The organism is Nocardioides sp. Root682 (assembly GCF_001427795.1).
Lineage (GTDB): Bacteria > Actinomycetota > Actinomycetes > Propionibacteriales > Nocardioidaceae > Nocardioides.
This window is the reverse complement of the sequence record NZ_LMHJ01000003.1, coordinates 986,802-1,004,892: the sequence shown is the minus strand read 5'-3', so window position 1 is coordinate 1,004,892 and position 18,091 is coordinate 986,802. Positions and strand designations below refer to the sequence as shown.

General features: G+C 70.0%; 13 protein-coding genes. 2 read left to right on the top strand and 11 right to left on the bottom strand.

Features of this window, described 5'->3' with window-relative positions:
- Position 1: 1 nt before the first annotated feature.
- On the bottom strand, positions 2-3,373 hold the full coding sequence (locus ASD84_RS20095) for a DUF11 domain-containing protein (RefSeq protein ID WP_056714339.1): 3,372 nt from the start codon (positions 3,371-3,373) through the stop codon (positions 2-4).
- 105 nt (positions 3,374-3,478) lie between these two features.
- Entirely contained in the window at positions 3,479-4,108 is a 630-nt protein-coding gene (locus ASD84_RS20090; protein ID WP_056714336.1) for a helix-turn-helix transcriptional regulator, read from the bottom strand.
- Positions 4,109-4,282: 174 nt separating this feature from the next.
- Between ASD84_RS20090 and ASD84_RS20085 the strand changes: the two genes are divergently transcribed.
- Entirely contained in the window at positions 4,283-5,545 is a 1,263-nt protein-coding gene (locus ASD84_RS20085; RefSeq protein WP_082574075.1) for a hypothetical protein, read from the top strand.
- Positions 5,546-5,587: 42 nt separating this feature from the next.
- On the opposite strand, the gene ASD84_RS20080 is transcribed toward ASD84_RS20085, so the two are convergent.
- Positions 5,588-8,512, bottom strand: a complete 2,925-nt coding sequence (locus tag ASD84_RS20080; RefSeq protein WP_156392234.1) for a BTAD domain-containing putative transcriptional regulator — start codon at positions 8,510-8,512, stop codon at positions 5,588-5,590.
- Between the two features lie 247 nt (positions 8,513-8,759).
- Between ASD84_RS20080 and ASD84_RS24870 the strand changes: the two genes are divergently transcribed.
- Positions 8,760-9,335, top strand: a complete 576-nt coding sequence (locus ASD84_RS24870) for a M23 family metallopeptidase (RefSeq protein ID WP_082574077.1) — start codon at positions 8,760-8,762, stop codon at positions 9,333-9,335.
- Here the strand turns inward: ASD84_RS24870 and ASD84_RS20070 are convergent.
- The 8 genes from ASD84_RS20070 to ASD84_RS20035 form a co-directional block, all read right to left on the bottom strand.
- Entirely contained in the window at positions 9,283-10,224 is a 942-nt protein-coding gene (locus ASD84_RS20070) for a tyrosine recombinase XerC (protein ID WP_235531216.1), read from the bottom strand. The genes ASD84_RS24870 and ASD84_RS20070 overlap by 53 nt on opposite strands.
- A 48-nt stretch (positions 10,225-10,272) precedes the next feature.
- A complete protein-coding gene (dprA, locus tag ASD84_RS20065) occupies positions 10,273-11,406 on the bottom strand; it encodes a DNA-processing protein DprA (protein ID WP_056714324.1) in 1,134 nt (377 codons plus the stop codon).
- A complete protein-coding gene (locus ASD84_RS20060; RefSeq protein WP_056714321.1) occupies positions 11,403-13,031 on the bottom strand; it encodes a YifB family Mg chelatase-like AAA ATPase in 1,629 nt (542 codons plus the stop codon). The genes dprA and ASD84_RS20060 overlap by 4 nt, the downstream gene beginning before the upstream one ends.
- On the bottom strand, positions 13,031-13,399 hold the full coding sequence (locus ASD84_RS20055) for a YraN family protein (protein WP_056714318.1): 369 nt from the start codon (positions 13,397-13,399) through the stop codon (positions 13,031-13,033). Before ASD84_RS20055 ends, ASD84_RS20060 begins: the two co-directional genes overlap by 1 nt.
- A 128-nt stretch (positions 13,400-13,527) precedes the next feature.
- A complete protein-coding gene (locus ASD84_RS20050; RefSeq protein ID WP_056714315.1) occupies positions 13,528-15,306 on the bottom strand; it encodes a hypothetical protein in 1,779 nt (592 codons plus the stop codon).
- Position 15,307: 1 nt separating this feature from the next.
- Positions 15,308-15,730 (bottom strand): TadE/TadG family type IV pilus assembly protein, encoded by a 423-nt coding sequence (locus ASD84_RS20045; protein ID WP_162251565.1) that lies wholly within the window; start codon positions 15,728-15,730, stop codon positions 15,308-15,310.
- A gap of 167 nt (positions 15,731-15,897) precedes the next feature.
- Complete coding sequence (locus ASD84_RS20040) at positions 15,898-17,658, bottom strand: pilus assembly protein TadG-related protein (RefSeq protein ID WP_056714310.1); 1,761 nt, start codon at positions 17,656-17,658, stop codon at positions 15,898-15,900.
- Between the two features lie 115 nt (positions 17,659-17,773).
- The gene (locus ASD84_RS20035) at positions 17,774-18,091 is read right to left on the bottom strand and encodes a DUF2469 domain-containing protein (RefSeq protein WP_056714307.1); all 318 of its coding nucleotides are present in this window, start codon (positions 18,089-18,091) and stop codon (positions 17,774-17,776) included.

Sequence of the window (18,091 nt, the reverse complement as noted above, 5' to 3'; positions counted from 1 at the left end):
CCTAACCCCGTCCGACCAGATCCGGAGGGGACAGGGAGCGGAGCACGACCAGGATGTCGCCCGTGACCGGCGTGAACTCCTCGGTCGTGCTGGTCGCGGTGATCGTGCGCCCGCCCAGCTGTTCGCGGCGCAGGATCAGCAGCGACCGGCGGATGGTGCCGTCGTCCAGGACCGTCAGCGGGCCGGGATCGATCGGCACGCCCTCCCCCTCGTCCCAGCTGAGGACGACCTCCGTGCCGGGCGGCATGTTCTCGCCGTACGCAAGGACGACCTGACCGGGCCGGGCCACGGCCGGCACCAGCCGGATGGCTGGCTGCAGGACGGGGAGCTCGATCGTGTCCTGGTTGTTCGGGAGCGCCGGATCGATCGTCGTGGCGCTCACCTTGGCAGCGAGCGTGAAGTCGCCCTCGGTCGCAGTGGTCAGCGCCACCGCGAACAGCACGTCCGTGCCCGGAGGGATGTTGCCGAGGTTGCACACCAGTCCCCCGGGCAGGCAGGCCGGAGTCACCTGGAGCGGCGGGAGGGGCGGGTCCAGGGCAGGCGGCTGGATCGCGGCGACCACGCCATCGGGCCAGGTGGCCGTGAGCTGCACAGCCTGGGCGGCCTGCGGACCGAGGTTGCGGACGCGGACCCGGACAATTCGGTGCCCTCCGACGTACCCCGTCGGACTGTCCAGACCGAGGAAGACGGCCAGGTCGGCCTTCGGGGGCGCGACCAGCATCACCTGGTACGTCGCCGTCGCCGTGTTGTTGCCCTCGGCCGGATCGACGGTCGACGTCGTCACGATGGCCGTGGCCGTACCCGCAGCCACCGGCACCGGATGGCTGAACGTCACCACGTACGTGACCGGCTCACCCATGGGCAGCGACGGGATCGTGCACCCCGTGCCGTCCGCCGCACAGGTGACCGGCGGACCGCTGGTCGTGGTCGCGGAGATGATCGTGGCGCCAGCCGTCAGGGTGGTCGTCAGCACCACGCCGAGGGCGGTCTGGGGTCCCAGGTTCGTCACCGTGTAGGTGGCAGTGAGAGGACCCCCGACGCTGGCCGGCGATCCGGTCACCACTGCCGTCACCGCGACGTCGGCGCGGGGCGTCGGTTGGTACGTCGGTTCGGTCTCGGGACCCCTCTCGTCGGTGATCACGGCCAGGCCGGTCGCGTCCGGCAGGATCCGGTAGATCCCGCGTTGGTCGGGTTGACCCATCGGTTGTCCGCTGAAGGAGATCTCGCTGCTGTCCGGGGCCCAGGCGGGTTCGTCGGCCCAGGCCAGGGTCGCCTGGCTCTCGGTGGTGTTGCCGTCCCAGAAGGGACGAGTGATGCCCTCGGTCTCGACGAGGAAGTCGTCGTCGCTGTTCTCCTGGATCGTGCCCAGGACGAGGGCGCCTGAGTTGACGAAGACGATCGCGGAACCGTCCGGAGCCCAGGCGGGGTGGCGTCCGATGATGTAGTCGCAGAACTCCGGGCAGGTCCTCACCCGGACGCCGATGGCGGCTGTCTCGACCGGTACGACCCACAGGCTGTCGTCGTTGATCGGGAGGGTCTCGCCACGTGCTGGCAGCCGGTCTGCGCCCTGGGTCCAGCCGGGCGCCGGGCGGTTGAGGAACGGACCGGGATCAGGGTTGCAGCACGACTGGGTCGTCCGCCGGAGGATCAACTGGGTGCCGTCGGGCGACCAGTCGGGGTCCGAGTCCTCCCAGGTGCGGTGGTCCAGCTCGGGGTCCTCCGCGTCGAAGTCCAGTGGCGGAGTCACCATGATCGTGGTCTGGGCGGCGAGGTCGACGACGTAGACGGTGGACGTGGCCGTGGACGCCGTGGACGCCGCCCGCCTCTCCCGCACGAACGCGATCCGGGTTCCGTCCGGCGACCAGACAGGATCACGATCCCGGTCCAGCGCGGTGTGCCCGGTGCTCGTGGCCAGGGACTCGGCGTTGGCGCCGTCCGTGTCAGCAGTCCAGATCTCCCGCTCCAGCGGCGTGATCGAATCGCTCACCCCGACCTGGCGGCTGAAGGCAATCCTGCCGCCGTCGGGTGAGTAGTCCGGGCCTGCCTCGTCCACCCGGATCTCGTCGTCGATGATCTCGTCGACCACACGCGTGCGTTCAGTGCCATCGACCCGGACATCGGAGATGTCGGCATCCAGCACCCGACTGTCCGTGGGGTCGATGTTCGTGTGCAGGGCACGCGCGGTGTAAGCGATCTCGCCGGAGGTGTCGCTCGTGGATCCGCCGGTGAAGCCATCGAGCCAGACGGGGTGGGTCTCGGCGACGCCGGGCGTGGTGAAGACCGGGTTGTTGCGGAAGAAGTGGGGTTCGGGGTTCCCGCTGTCGGCCGGGTCGTACCGGGCGGTGGCGATGTCGCCGTAGGGATCCTCCTCGCGGCGCGTGTACGCGAGGTAGGGGTAGATCTCCCCGAAGTTCTCGACCCAGGCCGCCTCACTGGACGCCGGAGGCTCCTCCTCGTCAGTCCAGGGGTCCCAGTTGGCGGAGGGGTTGAACACCTCGAGCAGGCGAATTGATCCTTCGGGCGTGTCCTCGTTCGAGGTGTAGGCCACAGTGAGCCCTGCGTCCGGGAGGTCAGGGGCCACGGCCGGCTGGGTCTCGGCGTAACCGGGGGTGGGGGTGAGCTGGACGGGCGCGTCGAAGGCCCCGGGGTCCCCGTCCCACTGAGGATCGCTGGCGGTGAACTGGAAGCTGATCAGCGCCAGGTCGGGGAGGCGCCCCTCCTCCGCGGTGCTGTAGACGATCCCGAACGTGCCGCCGCCGTCGAAGTCCTCCGTGACGAACGGGCTCGGCCAGAGGTCGTCGCCAGGGGAATCCGGGGTCAGGTTCGTGATGGTCCAGTTGCAGTCGCCGTCATCGGACCGGATGGCCGCATAGATGTCCCAGTCACCGTCGGCGTCGGAGGCGAAGAAGACCTGGCTGTCCCCGTCCGTGCCCGGCACGGGATGGGTCTCCAGGTCGTCGTTGTCGCAGGTGACGCGCGTGATGCCGCCGTCGGAGTCCTCGTGGTAGACCTCGCCCTCGGGCGTGTCCTTCGTGCTCACCCAGGCAAGGCCGGACTCGCCGGGTGTCTTCGACAGCTCGCCCTCGTGAACCGGACGGTCGACGTACCCCAGCTCCGGTTCGTCCACGAGTCCCAGGGACTCCACGGTGCCGGTGTCGCCGCTCACGGAGCCGGTGAAGGTGCTGAGCGTGACGTCCCGCGAATAGACCTGGTCGCGCTCGTCGGTGAAGGCGACCCGTGATTCCGGCGGCAGTGCCGCTGCGGCAGCGTGCGCCGCGGGCGACGGGAGCGCGCCGGAGACGAGCGCAGGCAGCACGACGACCGGTGACACCGCACATACGAGTGCCACCGCCGTGAGGCGCTTGCTCTTCACCAGTCGTCTCCTCATCGCGATGCATCGATCGTCGTACGCCCGAAGGACGCGTGGGTGCGCGCCGGGGCAGCAGGAGGGGCGACCCCTCCGGCTGTTCGGGCAATCTCAGATGAGTCCCTGGCGCAGCGCATAGGCCACCGCATGCGAACGGTTGCGCAGCTGGAGCCGCGAGGTGATGTCGTGCAGCACGTTCTTCACAGTGCGCTCGGAGTAGGCGAGCTGGCACGCGATCTCACCGGTGTCGCAGCCGTCCGCGACCAGGCGCAGCACCTCGATCTCACGAGCCGCGAGCCCGTTGAAGGCGATCCCCTTCGGCCCGAGCACCCCGCGCTGCAGCGCACCGACCTGGTCGAGGAGTCGACCCAGCAGGTCGGGCGGCACCGTGCCCTCGTTGCGCGCCGCCGCGAGGATCGCGTTCACCAGGCGGTCAGCGCTGGCGTCGGGTCGGCGCAGGACCCCGACCACTCCGGCCTCGACGACGTTGACCAGGTCGGTGTCGTCGAGCCCACCGACCACCAGCACGGTGCTCGGGCCGGAGCTGTCCCGGCGCAGCTTGCGCAGCAGGTGCAACGACTCCTCGTCGACGCGGTCCGCGACGACCACGGCGACCGCGGCCTGCCCGGCTTCCTCCTCGGTGACGATGCGCACCTCGGGACGGGGGCGCAGATGGCTGACGACGCCCGCCTTGAGGATGGGGTCGATGGCGTGGACGTGGACTCTGACGTGACGATCCATGTGGATGCACTCCTGTCGGGCTTGAACCTGACCGCTGGGAGGAACGGTCCTGGCGAGCACACCAGAGGGCACTCTCTGTGCACTCAACAGTGGCTCAACGGGCACATCCGCTTGCCCGGAAGTCCACCCCTACGACGGGTGAGCGGACCACCGACAGGTCCTAGCGTTGCCAGCGTGACCACTACTGCAAGCCTTGAATCCCCGACGGTCCAGCTGGACCCCGGGTCGGAGGCAGTGATCCCGCTCCAGATCAAGAACAACGGCACCGTCGTCGAGGGCTACGACATCACCGTTGTCGGTGGACCTGCGAGCTGGGCGACTGTCGAGCCCGCACAGGTGTCCCTCTACCCCGGTACGGCGACGACCGCGACGGTGACCTTCCGGCCGCCCCGTTCGGCGACCACGGCAGTGGGCTCGCAGCGCTTCGGTGTGGTCATCACGCCGCGCGACAACCCGAACAACGCCGTCGTGCCCGAAGGCGTCGTGGAGATCCTTCCGTTCCTCGACACCACCGCCGAACTGGTGCCCAGGACGTCCCAGGGCCGGCGGGGCAAGCACCAGGTCGCGATCGACAACCGGGGCAACGTCCCGGTGAACGTGTTGGTCACCGCCGGCTCGGAGGGCAACCGCGCGCTCCTGAGCGTCGACCCGGTCGGCCTGGTCATCCCGCCCGGCGAGGCCCGCTTCACCAAGGTGCGAGCCAAGGGTCGTCGTGCGATCTGGCGCGGCCAACCCGTCACGCACAACTTCGTCGTCGAGGTCACCCCGGAGAACAGCACCCCGGTCGATCTCGACGGCAGCTACGTACAGACGCCGGTCATCCCCAAGTGGCTGATCTGGGCCCTCATCGGACTGATCCTGCTGGCGGCGGCCCTGGCCGCACTGTGGTTCACCCTCCTGAAGCCGACCATCGAGTCCCAGGCGAAGGAGGCCGCCGAGGAGGCTGCCGCCGATGCCGAGAAGGCTGCCGGCGAGGCGAAGAAGAACGCCGAGGCTGCCAACGGTGCCGCCACGAACGCCCAGAAGTCGGCCGACAAGGCCGACCAGGTCGCCGGTGTGAAGCCGGCCCCCAAGGTGATCCTGACCGACGTGTCCCGGCGGCTCCACGTCGACCCGTTGGGCGGCGGCGGAACCGACGCCCAGAACTACGACATCGTCGACGAAGGCGTCTACCGCCTGACCGACGTCGTGCTCAGCAACCCGCAGGGCGACTTCGGGCGTGCGGTTCTCCTCGTCGACGGCGAGGTGCAGATGGACGTGGCCCTGGAGAACTTCCGCGACCTCGACTTCCACTTCGTCTCGCCGATCGTCGCGAGCGAGCGGATTCGTCTGCTCGTGACCTGCCGTACGCCGGGAACGCCTCCCGACGCCCCGCCCGCGACGAGGTGCGACACGTCGGCCCTGCTCGGCGGCACGCTGTCCGTCCCCTCCAGCTGAGCGCAGCGACCGCTCACCGGCACTGGCCGCCCACCGGGCCGGTCAGGAGGTTCGGCCGCCCCGCAGCAGGTCAGCGGTCGATTCGACCACACCCAGCGAAGCGAGCACCGAGGCATAGGAACGTCGGGCACGCTCGGCCGCCGCGACATCCTGCGCGGCGTCGTACGCCTTGACCAGGAGACGCCAGGACGCGTCGCGACAGGGCTCGATCTCGATGCTCCGCTGGGCGGCAACCGCGGCTTCGGCCGGACGGCCCTCAGCGAGCCGGAGCTCACCGAGGAGTGCGGCAGCCTGGGCGGCACGAACCCGGTAGCGGTCGCGGACGCCCACCGCCCACTCCGACGGTCCGTCCTCGGGCAGCACGTCTCCGGCGTAGATCTGCAGGGCGAGGTCCAGGGCCGTCGCCGCCTGCTCCACGTCACCCCGGGCACGCCACTCGTCGGCCTCCCGGGTGCGGAGGTCGAACTCGCGCAGGTCAGCGACCGATCCCGGCGGCAGGGCCAGGGAGTAGCGATCGCCGTCACGGACGACGAGGTGGCTCGCCCCGCGAGCGACCCCGGGCTCCAGGGCCGCACGCAGGCTGGAGACACAGACGTGGAGATTGTGGGTTCCGGCGCTGCTGTCGAGCTGCGGCCACATCGCGTCGACCAGCATCTCGCGGTGGACCGAGGTCCCCGCGTGGAGCGCGAGGACGCGCAGCAGGGCACGCGCGCGTGGCCGGACGCCGTCGAAGGTGGGCTGCGCCCCGTTGACGAGGATCCCGAACCCGCCGAAACAGCGGACCGAGACCGGCGCGAGGCGCTCGGTCACGACCACCTCGGGTCGTCGGTCGGTGCTCTTGAGCATCCACTCCCACGGCCTGCAGTCGAGGCCGATCCGATCGGCCTCGGCCCCCGCGTCCGTCAGCAGGTTGCTGTCCTGACGAATCGTGCCGAGCACGCCCCAGGCAAGTGCGAGCGCTCCCGGCACCTGGGCGGTGTGGGCGAACCCCACTGCGAGCTCGGCCTCGCGGGAAGCGTCGGGCGAACCCGTCCATGCTCCGGCGAGAGCCAGGCCCCCGCGCGCCCATGCCTCGAGGGCGGGCGCGCCGAGGAGTCGGCAGCGGCGTACGAGGTCGTCGAACTCGGCGACCGACGGATTCCCGGCACGGGCGCTGAGCACGGCATGCAGACCCGCGAGCACCAGCGCACCCCACCGGTCCCCCATGGCGTCGGCGTCGTCGCGGCGGCGCGGCAGGCCGGCCGGGTCAGCGATGCCGCCCGCAAGCCTGCTGACCCACGGCACCCCACCTCGCTCGGCCTCGTCGACCAGGCGCTCGACGCCACCCGGTCCGGACAGCAGTGCCGTCAGTGCGCACAGGGCCAGTGCCACCGGGTGCTCCGAAGGCGCAACCTCCGCCAGGCGACGAGCCGAGACCAGGTCCCCGGCCACGGCACAGTCCACGGCGTGGAGCAACCGGTGCTCCAGGTCCTGGTGCCCGTCGGCTCCCCCCGAGTAGCGCAGCGGGTCGGGGCGATGGACGGTGGAGCGCAACCGCTCGAACCAGGGGCGGCCCGGGGTGAGGTCACCCTCGATCCACATCCGCAAGGCCCGCCGCATCCATTCGTCCGCCCCCGACAGGGCAGGCGACGCGTTCGACACCCATGGACCGAGCTCGGCCTGGGCCGCCTCGAGTCGTCCGGTTCGCAGCTCACGCACGGCGCGGGTGACCTTCCGCCACGGACCCTTCACGCACGCGGCGTCGACCCAGTCCACGTCGGGATCGGAGAGCACCTCCAGCGTGTTCGCTTCGAGTACGGCGGCCGCGGCGTCCCACTCGCCCGCCGCGACGTAGGTGCGAACGGCCGATGCGAACTCACCATCGGCGACCATCCTCTCCGCGCAGGCACGCACCCGCGCGCCGAAGTCGTCGGCACCGATCTCGTCACAGAGCTCGCCGAGGAGCTGTCGGCGCACGACCCGAGCCAGCGCATAACCGCCGGGCAGGCCGCGCACCAGGCCTTGGCGCACCAGCCGCTGCAGCCAGGCAGCGCAGTCGGCGCCCACGAGGTCGCTGCACCGCTCCACGGTCAGCAGCTCCAGCGGGGACGTCTGCCGCAGCAGACGCACGTCTGCGGCGTCGAGGCCGGAAAGGATCTCGCGGGCGACGTACCCCATCGCGAAGGTCGCGCCGCCGGAGAGATCCTGCAGTGCGTGACGGCGCGCATGGTCGCCGGATCCGCGGGTGGCCTGGTGGAACATGTGCATCGCGGCCGCGAGTCCGTCGGTCTGTCGGGTCAGCAACCAACCGTCGTCGTTGGTCAGCGGCTCCCCGTGCACCGACCGGAACAGGTCGTCGGTCTCGGGCTGCCGGAAACGAAGCGCGTCGATGCCGACGACGGCACTGGGGAACTCGGAGCGTGCGAGGTTGAGGGACGGCTCGGAGCGCGACACCACCACGAACCGCACGGCGGTCGCCTGGAGCATGTCCTCGATGAGGTCACAGACCTCGGGGTCATCGACGTGGTGGAAGTCGTCGATCACGATGACCGGGGTGCCGTCGTACTCGGCCATGCGATCGATGAGGGAGTCCCGGCAGGTCGCGCGGGGGCGGCTCGGCGCGAGGAAGTGGATGGCGCCCGCGAGGCCACGGATGGACTGCGCCATCCGGTCGCAGTCGCGCGAGGTGGCCCGCCACCACGCGATGTCGGCCGGAGAGGTGCGTGCCCAATGGGCCAGCGCGGTGGTCTTGCCGACGCCCGCGGGGGCAATCACGGCACCGATGCGCGCCTGCAGGAACCTGTCGAAGTGACGGTTCAGGCGCGCCCGGACGAGCCCCGGTGCCTCCGGGACTCCGGTGAGCTCGGGCCGCGTCGCACGCTGGGTCGTCCTGCCGGGGAGGCTGATCCGGTCATCGGCGGTCAGCACCACGCCCCCGGGCGTCGCGGGCGTCGTGGGAGTGGTCCCAGCCCTGAGTACCGGCCCCATCACCCTCCCCTTCGTCGTCCCGTCGACAGCGGGACATTTGCCACGCCGCCAACCGGCGGTGTTCTCGCTGTCCCACGAGAAGTATTGAGAAGAGGGTGTCTGCCCCGATACAGGGAAAACCCTCGAGTCCCTGCATATCGGAAATTTGTCCCTCTGTCAGACACAACGACAAAAAGGGCAGCAGATTGTTCACAGGCTCGTGGCCCCAAAGTGCCCCCTGCCGGGTTCCGGGGGCAGCCTGAGCCGCATGCCCAGCCCTTCCCTGCGCTTCTCAGTCCGCGTCCAGGTGCTCGTCCTGGCGACCCTCGTTGCCCTCATGGGCAGTCCCGGGTCCGCCCGGGCGGACGACGATCCGGTCGGGGTGTGGCCGCTGGACCCCACCCCGGAGGTGGTGGCGCGCTTCGATCCACCGGCTGATCCATGGGGTTCCGGGCACCGGGGCGTCGACCTCGGCGGCCGGGTCGGGCAACCAGTCCGCGCGGCGCTCGCCGGACGGGTCTCGTTCGCCGGGCGGATCGCGGGCCGCGGGGTGGTCGTCGTCAGCCACGGCGACACCCGGACGACGTACGAACCGGTGACGGCGGCGGTCTCGATCGGCGACGTGGTCGCCGCCGGCGGCGTCCTCGGCCACCTGGAGGCCGTCGGGTCGCACTGCTTCCCGCGGGCCTGCCTGCACTGGGGCTGGCTCCGGGGTGAGACCTATCTCGATCCGCTTCGCCTCGTGGGCGGCGGTCCGGTTCGCCTGCTGCCCCTGTGGCGCGACCTCCCGTTCAGGCCCGTGGGTGGGCTTGTTGATAGGCCCTTCTCAGTCGGTCGGTGGTGACGTGGGTGTAGCGCTGCGTGGTCGCGAGCGACGCGTGCCCGAGGACCTCCTGGACCGAGCGGAGATCCGCACCTCCCTCGAGCAGGTGGGTGGCAGCCGTGTGGCGCAGGCCGTGGGGCCCGAGGTCGGGGGCTCCCGGGACTTCGGCGAGGCGTCGATGGACCAGCGTCCTGACGGCGCGCTGGTCGATCCTCCCTCCGCGGGCGCCCAGGAACAGGGCCGCACCGGACCCCGGTCGGGCGAGAGCGGGTCGCGCGCTCGCGATCCACCGGTCGATGGCGGCAGCTGCCGGATGGCCGAACGGAACGGTCCGCTCCTTGCGCCCCTTGCCGAAGACCCGAACGACGTTCCGGTCGCGGTCGACGTCGTCGACGTCGAGACCGCACAGCTCCCCCACCCGCATGCCCGTGGCATACAGCAGCTCGAGCATCGCGACGTCCCGCACACCCACCGGGCTGCCGTCGTCGGCCAGCGCAGCGGCGGCAGCTATGAGCTCACTCGCCTCGTCGACGCGCAGCACCGAGGGCAGGGTGCGGTGGGGCTTGGGCGAGCCGAGTGCCGAGCCCGCATCGGTGGGCGCGCGGCCTGTCCGCGCGAGCCAGCCGGTGAAGACCCGGGCTGCGGTGGCGCGGCGGGCGAGCGTCGTACGGGACAGGCCCATGGTCTGCTGCTTGGCGAGCCAGCTGCGCAGGGTCCGCAGGTCGAGGTCGGCGACGTCGGCCAGACCGAGCCGGGACGCGTGGTCCAGCAGTCCCACGAGGTCGCCGAGGTACGCCGTCACCGTGTGCGCAGCGAGGTCCCGTTCGGACACGAGATGGCGTTCGTAGTCACCGAGGACCCGCGCGAAGCCCTCGGGCAGTGCGTCGCGGCTGTCGGCGGTCACGGTCACCGATCGATCGTAGGTCGCCGCTGTCCCCCTCCGGATGCGCCACGCGCGTCAGCAGTGGGCACGCTCGGCCAGGCGCCAACCGACGGGGAGCTGTTCGACGTACCCCTCGTTGGCCAGGTCGTCGAGCATCTCGCGGACGCTGGTCACACCGAGGCCGGCCACCAGTGCGATCGACTCCGCCGGTGCGGGCGTCACCACCGGCACGGCGTCGAGGACCTGCTGCGCCCGGATCGCGAGCCGGTCCCGCTCTCGCTCCGGACCGCGTGGCTCCACGACGAGGTCTTCACCGGCTGCGCCGAGCAGCTCGAGGACCTCCTCGCCACCCGACACCAGGGTCGCTGCTCCGCTGCGGATCAGCTGGTGCACACCTTCGGACGCCACGCTCGTCAGCGGTCCGGGTGTGCCCATGACCACCCGGTTGAGCCGCTCGGCCCAGTTGGTCGTGTTGAGCGCACCACTGCGTACGGCGGCCTCGACCACGACCGTGCCGCGCGAGAGCGCCGCGATGAGCCGGTTGCGGGCCAGGAACCGGATCCGGAACGGCGAGGCGCCGGGTGGGGACTCCGAGACCACGGCATGGTGCTGGGCCAGGTGCGCCAGCAGCTCGCGGTGGGCGGCGGGATAGGCACGGTCGGGCCCGCAGGCGAGGACGGCCACCGTCGGCGCACCGGCGCTGAGGGCACCGCGGTGGGCGGCATAGTCGATACCGAAGGCCGCCCCGGACACCACCGGTCGGCCGGCACCCCCGACGACAGCGGCCATGTCGCTGGCGACCTGGTCGCCGTAGGTGGTCGACGCCCGCGCCCCCACGACTGCGACCGACCGATCGAGCTGATCGAGGCGAAGCGGACCCTTGACCCACAGACCCACGGGCACCTCACCCCGTTCGTTCAGCGGAGCGAGGTGGGCGAGATCGTCCAACTGGACCGGCCACTCCGCGTCGCCGGGAATGACGAAACGGACGCCGAGCCGCTCCGCACGCTCCAGCTCGCGCTCGGGGCGTACGTCGGCCAGTCGGGCAGCCACGGCGGCGAGCACGGGACCGAGGTCGGGATGTTCCTGCAACGCCTGCAGGAACTGCACGCCTCCGAGCTCGCGGGTCAGGCCCAGGCAGCGGAGGTCACCCGGCTCGGCGACCAGGCTGATCGTGGCGCGGGCGAGACGTTCGGGGTCTGTGTTCATCCGGCCTGCTCCGACAGGTCGAAGTGGTCGTGGCCGCCTTGAACCGCACGCAGGTCCAGGGCCTCGCCCCGGCGCAGTCGCAGGGCCGTCTCGACCTCGAGGATGCCGGGAACGACGTCGCGCCCCGTGCGCACCGAGGTGAGGTCGGCGACCGTCCACGCCACGCGCAGCACACGGACAGCTCCTCGCGCGCTGAGCCGGCCGCGGTAGGTCTCCTGGTCGAGCATCTGTTGTGCCTTCTCGGCCACCGGCCACGTGTCCTTCAACCGCGGACTCGGAATCTGGCTGTTCAACCGCCAGCTGGAGTCCGCGAAACGCCGCTGTTGGCGCTGGCGGGCAGCGGTCACCCTGACCCTCACGTCGGCCGAGGTCTCGACCGGGATGAACGGGTCATGGCTCGATGCGGTGGCCTGCTGCACCTGGCGGACGATGTCGATCCGGTCGGCGATGGGCCCGGAGAGGCGGGTCTCATAGGTCCGCCGAACCGGTGGCGCACAGGTGCACCGGTTCACCCGCGCCTTGGCTGCCCAGTTGCCACAGGGGCACGGATTGCTGGCGAGGACGAGCATCCCGCCGGCCGGAAGCGTGACGGACTCGTCGCGGCGGGCGATCGTGATGTCACCGCTCTCCAGCGGCTGGCGCAGGGCGTCGATCACGTCGGACCTGAACAACGGGAACTCGTCGAGGAACAGGACGCCGCAATGAGCCCGGCTGATCTCGCCCGGGTGCACTCTGCCGAGACCGCCCCCGATGACGCTCGCCTTGCTCGCGTCGTGGTGCGGCGCCGCGAACGGCGGCCGCACCACCATGCCCTGCCCCGGCTCCAGGACTCCTGCCAGCGAGTGGAGGGCGGTCAGCTCCAACGACTCCTCAGGGGTCAGGTCCGGAAGGATCGTCGGGATCCGTTCGGCGATGCTGGTCTTCCCGCACCCCTTGGCGCCGGACAGCAGGAGCGCGTGTCCACCGGCAGCGGCCACCTCGGCGGCGTACTTCTCGTCCCGCATCCCGCGCAGGTCGGCGAGATCGAGCTCGTCGAGCCGTTCGTCACCACGCCAGGTGAGCAGCCGTGAGCCGGACGCCTCGGCGACGGGCGGCGCATCCGGGACCAGCTCGCCGCGCACCGACGCGACCACCTGGGCCAGCGAGCGCACGCCGAACACCTCGATGTCGGGAACCATCGACGCCTCCTCGCACTGGGGCTCCGGGACGTAGACCCGCCGCACGCCCCGGGCCGCCGCAGCGAGCGTCATCGGCAGCACGCCGATGGCCGGGCGCAACCCGCCGGCCAGGGTCAGCTCGCCGATGAACGCCGTGCCGGCGATGTCGCGGTGCTCGACCTGGCCGTCCGCTGCCAGCACGGTGAGCGCCATCGCCAGGTCGAACTGGGTGCCGGACTTCGGGAGGTCTGCCGGCGAGAGCAGGATGGTGGTGCGTTTGGAGGCCGGCCACTCCAGGTCGCTGTTGACGATGGCCATCCGCACGCGGTCCAGGCCCTCGCGGAGCGCCGCTCCGGCGCGACCGACGACCATGACATTGGCCTGGCCCGGCGAGACGTCGGCCTGGACGTCGATCAGGTGGCCGAGCGCGCCGTTGAGGGCGACGCAGTGCGCTGTCGCGAACGGCATCAGCACAGTCCTGCGACGTGCTCGACCTGCGCCGGCCCGCGCCGCGGGCGCATGACCGCGACGAGGTCGACCCGAATGCCGGCAGGACGGATGCCCCGCTCCTCGGCCCAGCGCTCCCCCAGCCGCTTCAGGCGAGCCAGCTTGGCGTCCGTGATCGCCTCGTGAGGCGTGCCGGCGACCAGGCTGGTGCGGGTCTTCACCTCGCACACCACCAGCGTCGCGCCGTCGCGGAGCACGATGTCGACCTCGCCCTCGCTGCAGCGCCAGTTGCGCTCGAGGACCGCCATGCCGAGGCCGCCCAGATGACGCGCGGCCACCCCCTCGCCGTACGCGCCGAGCGCCTGCTTCGCCTGTGCCGTGGTTGTCATGCAGGACAGCGTCGACGCACACCCCGACTACGCGGCAGTACGACGACACAACCCTGTGGATGACCGGAGTCATCCACAGGGTCGTCGTCAGCTCGTGGCCAGTTCAGTGACCGGAGAGGCTGCTGGGATCAACCGACCAGCTTGGGGCCGCTGCAGGTCGGGGTCGGCACAGCGAACACGTCGGCACCGCCCAGCTGCAGTCCGAGCAGCTTGGCCAGTGGATTGATCAGGCTTGACTGCAACGAGTTCACAATCGTGCTGAGAGAACTGCTGGCTGCCGAGAGCACGGGGTTGAGGATGGTGCTGAACAACGCGGCGCCCGGGTCCACCGTGATCGTGGTCGGGTTGCCCAGCAGCCCGAACGTCGTCAGCGTCAGCTTGGTCGTGCCCGAGGTGTTCGCGTTCAGCGGTCCGAGGATGGGCCCGGTCCCGCCCCCCACGGGAGTCGTGTAACCGCCCGGCAGCGGTACCGTGACGGTCTTGTCGTAGGTCGACGACGAGGGCGACGACGCCACGACGGTGACGCCCGTGTCGAGCGTGAGCTTCGGCGGATTGAGCAGGCTGCCCAACCCGAGGAGGCTGAGGACCTGACCCAGCAGGCCTCCGCTGCCGAGCAACGGAACCGTGATCACAGCGTGCGCACCGAGCGTCGACGTCACGTTCACGCCGCCGACGACCGAGGACGAGAGGTCGACCCGGATCGAGTCGGGCCCGTTCACGTTGCACGTCACGGCCATCAGCTTGGCGATGGCCTTTCCGACATCGAGGTTGAGGGTCACCGTCACCGGGTCGAGGACAACGCTCACGTCCGCAATGCCGAGGATCGGGATGTGCACCGTCCGCCCCGGCACCGTCGCAGTGACCGCAAGGGTGATCTGCGAGGTCTCGTTCGTGGTGCCGACGCCACCGCACTTCTCGCGAGGCGACTCGATGATGTGGAGCTTTGTCGTCGTGATGACGGCACCGGGAATGGTGACACCGAGGTTCGGGATCTCGACGAAGTGGTCGTCGTTCGCCAAGAGCGCAGCACCCGTGATCAGGTCCAGCACGTTGATGGTCGCACCCAGCGCAGCGGTGCTGCCAGGGGCCGCCGTGACCAGGTCTCCAATGGCGATGTTCGGGGTGTTTGGGTGGACGACGATCGCCCTGAGAATGTTTGCCTGGGCGAGCTTGCCCTGATCGTCCAGAACGCTCGCAGCCGCAATGAACAGGTCGGCGACCTCGACGTTGTCGAGCGCCAACAGCTCATCGACGGTACCCACACCCAGTCCACCGAGCTCGACGAGATCGAGGAGCGACACGTTCGCAGCGGCCAGACCCTGGTACGCCACGGCATTGAGGTTGAGGTTGCTGCCCAGGAGGCCGTTGAGGAGCGGGTTGAGCAGCGCACTCTGCGACGAGTCCAGTGAGGCGACGAAACTTCCAATCCTGAAGCAGGCGGACTCCTCGGACTGCGCCACGGCGGTCCGGGTCGAACCGCCCCGGGCGACACCGGTGACGCCGCCGAACGCGAACGAGGTGTCGGAGGTGGCCGACACCTTGACCGCTGCAGGGACCACATCCGCCGTCTTGGGGATGACCACCCAGTTGCTGCCCACGAGCTTGACGAAGTCCCAGGTCACGTCGCCACTCGACAACGCGCCCCCGAGCGCGTCGTTGTTGCGGGCAACGCTGTTGTTCTTGGCCGTGTCGAAGGCGGACTTGTCGTAGGCCGAGGCCTTGCTGCCGTTCAACAGACGCACGAGGTCGAGCGCGACGACGTCGGCGACGGCCTGCATGTCACGTCGCACGACCCGCTGCTGGCCGAGGTCGACAGCGAACGCGGCGGACACGACGAGTACGGCGCTCACCAGGAACGCCATGAGGACTGCAGTGACTCCGCGCTGGTCGAGCCGGCGGGCCTTCACCTCAGCTCACCCTTGCGACGGCGGTGTAGGACAGGTCATCCGGAAGGACGAGGCCGAATCCGGCGATGATCGCGTCGTAGTCGATCTCGACGACGACGGTCACACAGTTCTTGGTGAGCTCACCCACGCACGGGGCGATGGTGACCGTGCAGCCCGTGGCGCTGCACTTCTGCTTCTGGGCAGCGAGCGCGGCGTCGACGGCCTTGCGAGCAGCAGTCATCTTGGCGGCATTGTCGCCGGGATTCACCGCAGCGGCACGAGCACCTTCCGAGGCCGCCTGGCTCACCGACTGCCGCACGCTCAGCATGTCGCCGTAGTTGATGATCCCGAACACGAGGATCATCAGGACCGGGAGGATCAGGGCGAACTCGACCGCTGCTGCCCCCCGCACGTCACGGCGCGCACGGGCGCACCCCCTGAGCACACAACGCCTCATCGGCCGGCCTCCCCGCCATCGCTCCCATGACGCCCCCCGAGTGGCGTTGGGCACACACTAATCGTCTTCTGTACAACGACGGAACCGATCCCGGGTCATTCTGCCCGGTCGAAGCAGGTGGCGTAGTTCGTTCTGACTAGCCGTCTTCGGAACGCTCAGCCGACCAGTTTCGGCCGCCCGCACGTGGCACCGACTGCGAAGACGTCGGCCCCGCCGAGCCGCAGCCCGATCATCCGGGCGACCGGTCCGATGAACATGGTGTTGATGTTGCTGACCAGCGGGGTCAGGGTCTTCTCGACGAAGCCGTGCCCGACCGTCACCAGCTCGTTCGCGATCAGGTTCGTCACCGCGGTGACCGAAGCCAGGTTGGCCGCCTTGCCGCCGATCTTCACTGACGTGACCGTGGGCGTCAGGGTCGCCATGCTCAGGCTCATCGAGCTGCCCGTGGTCACGGGTGTGACGTCGTTGGGCGGTATCGACAGCCCGACGGTCGACGTCGACGCGGAGAGCTGCATGCCGACGCTGAGGGTCACGTCGACCTCCAGCGAGAGCTTGCTCCCGAGCAGCAGGATGTTGCCGAGCAGGTTGGTGATCACCGACGTGAGCCCGAGACTGACGAGGTTCGTCAGCTGGACGTCGGCCTTGACAGTGACGTTGGCGTTCAGCTTGTACGACGCCAGGGCGCTCGCCACGCGGACGGCGAACGTCGACGGGTCGCCGGCCGTGTTGACGCCACAGTGCACGGGCGGGGGCGCGATCAGCGCGCCGGTGCCGCTGCCGGCCTCGAGCTCGAGGAAGCCGGCCCCCTTGGGGGTCTGCAAGGTGCCCAGACCGGGCGGGCTGATGCTGGGCAGGTTGGTGAACTCGATGCCGACCGTCCCGTCGAGCTGGGCGGTGTCCGCTGTCGCAGCGAGCGAGTTCGGCGCACCGCAGGCGAGCTCGGCAGCGGACACGAGGTAGATCGCACCGGTGTACTGCCAACCGACGCCGGGGACGCCGCCCTGGATGTTGGGGACACCGAGGAAGTACTGCCCGTCCGACAGCCGGGCCGAGCCGACGAGGTCGAGCACACTCAGGCCGACCTCGAGGGCGGCCTTGTCGGTCGGCGCCACGTGGAGGACGTTCGCAAGGCTGATCGCACCCACGGTCGTGGTGGTCTGGGACTTGATCAGCTTGTCGAGGGCCTCGATGGCCACGGTGTTGGTCCCGTTGCCCTCCTTTGCCAACGCGTCGGCCATGACCCTGAGCAGGTCGCCGTACTGGATCGAGCCCTGCAGGAGCGCCTCAGGACTACCGATGGTCGGGTTCGCCGTCAGCTGGGACAGGCGGAGGTCGGCATCGGCCAGGCCGCGGTAGCTGACGAGGTCGAGGTTCACGCCCAGCAGCTCGTTGAGCGGGTCGAGGACGGTCGAGTCGCCCGACCGGATCGCGGCGACGAACGTCCCCAGCCGGAAGCAGGCGGTGGATGAGCTCTCGGCGGCTGCCGATCGTGTCGAGCTGCCGCTGTTCCGGCCGGTGATGCCTGCGAAGGCGAACGGCACCTCGGCACGGGTGATGACCCGGACTGCGGTGGGCACGCCCGCGGCCATGGGCACGAAGCCGTCGGAACCCATGGTTCCGAGCTGGTAGTCGAGCTCGGGCGCTTCGGGACCGATGACGCCCGCATTGCGGGCCAGGCTCGCCGTGCTCGCCGCGTCGAACACCGGCGTGAGCTGCGCGACGGTACGGCCGTCCAGCTGGCGGGCGAGGTCCAGGGCGACGATGTCGGCGACGGCCTGCGCGTCCGCGCGAGCGACACGCTGCATGCCGAGGTCCACGACGAAGGCACCGCTCGTCATCAGGACCGCGAGGAACAGGGTGGCGAACAGGAGCGTGGAGCCACGCTGGTCGCGTCGGCGACCACGCCACAGTCCCATGGTGCCTCCCCCGCAACCTGGTGCAACGAGGGCAGCGTCATACCACCCTCACAAGGAGGTTCGGCCGCTTCCGGCCCTGATTCCAGTGCCGGAGCCGAAGTCAGGACAAAGGTCCCTACGGCTTCGGGATCTTCGGGAGCTCGATGTCGGAGGTGGCCAGCTCTTCCACGTTGACGTCCTTGAAGGTGAGCACCTTGACGTTCTTGGCGAAACGCGCCGGGCGGTACATGTCCCACACCCAGGCGTCGGCGATGGTCACCTCGAAGAAGACGTCGCCCCCTTCGGACCGCGCCTTCACGTCGACCGTGTTGCACAGGTAGAACCTGCGATCGGTCTCGACGACGTACTTGAAGATGCCGACGACGTCCCGGTACTCCCGGTAGAGGTTCAGCTCCTGCTCGGTTTCGTACTTCTCGAGCTCCTCGGCACTCAC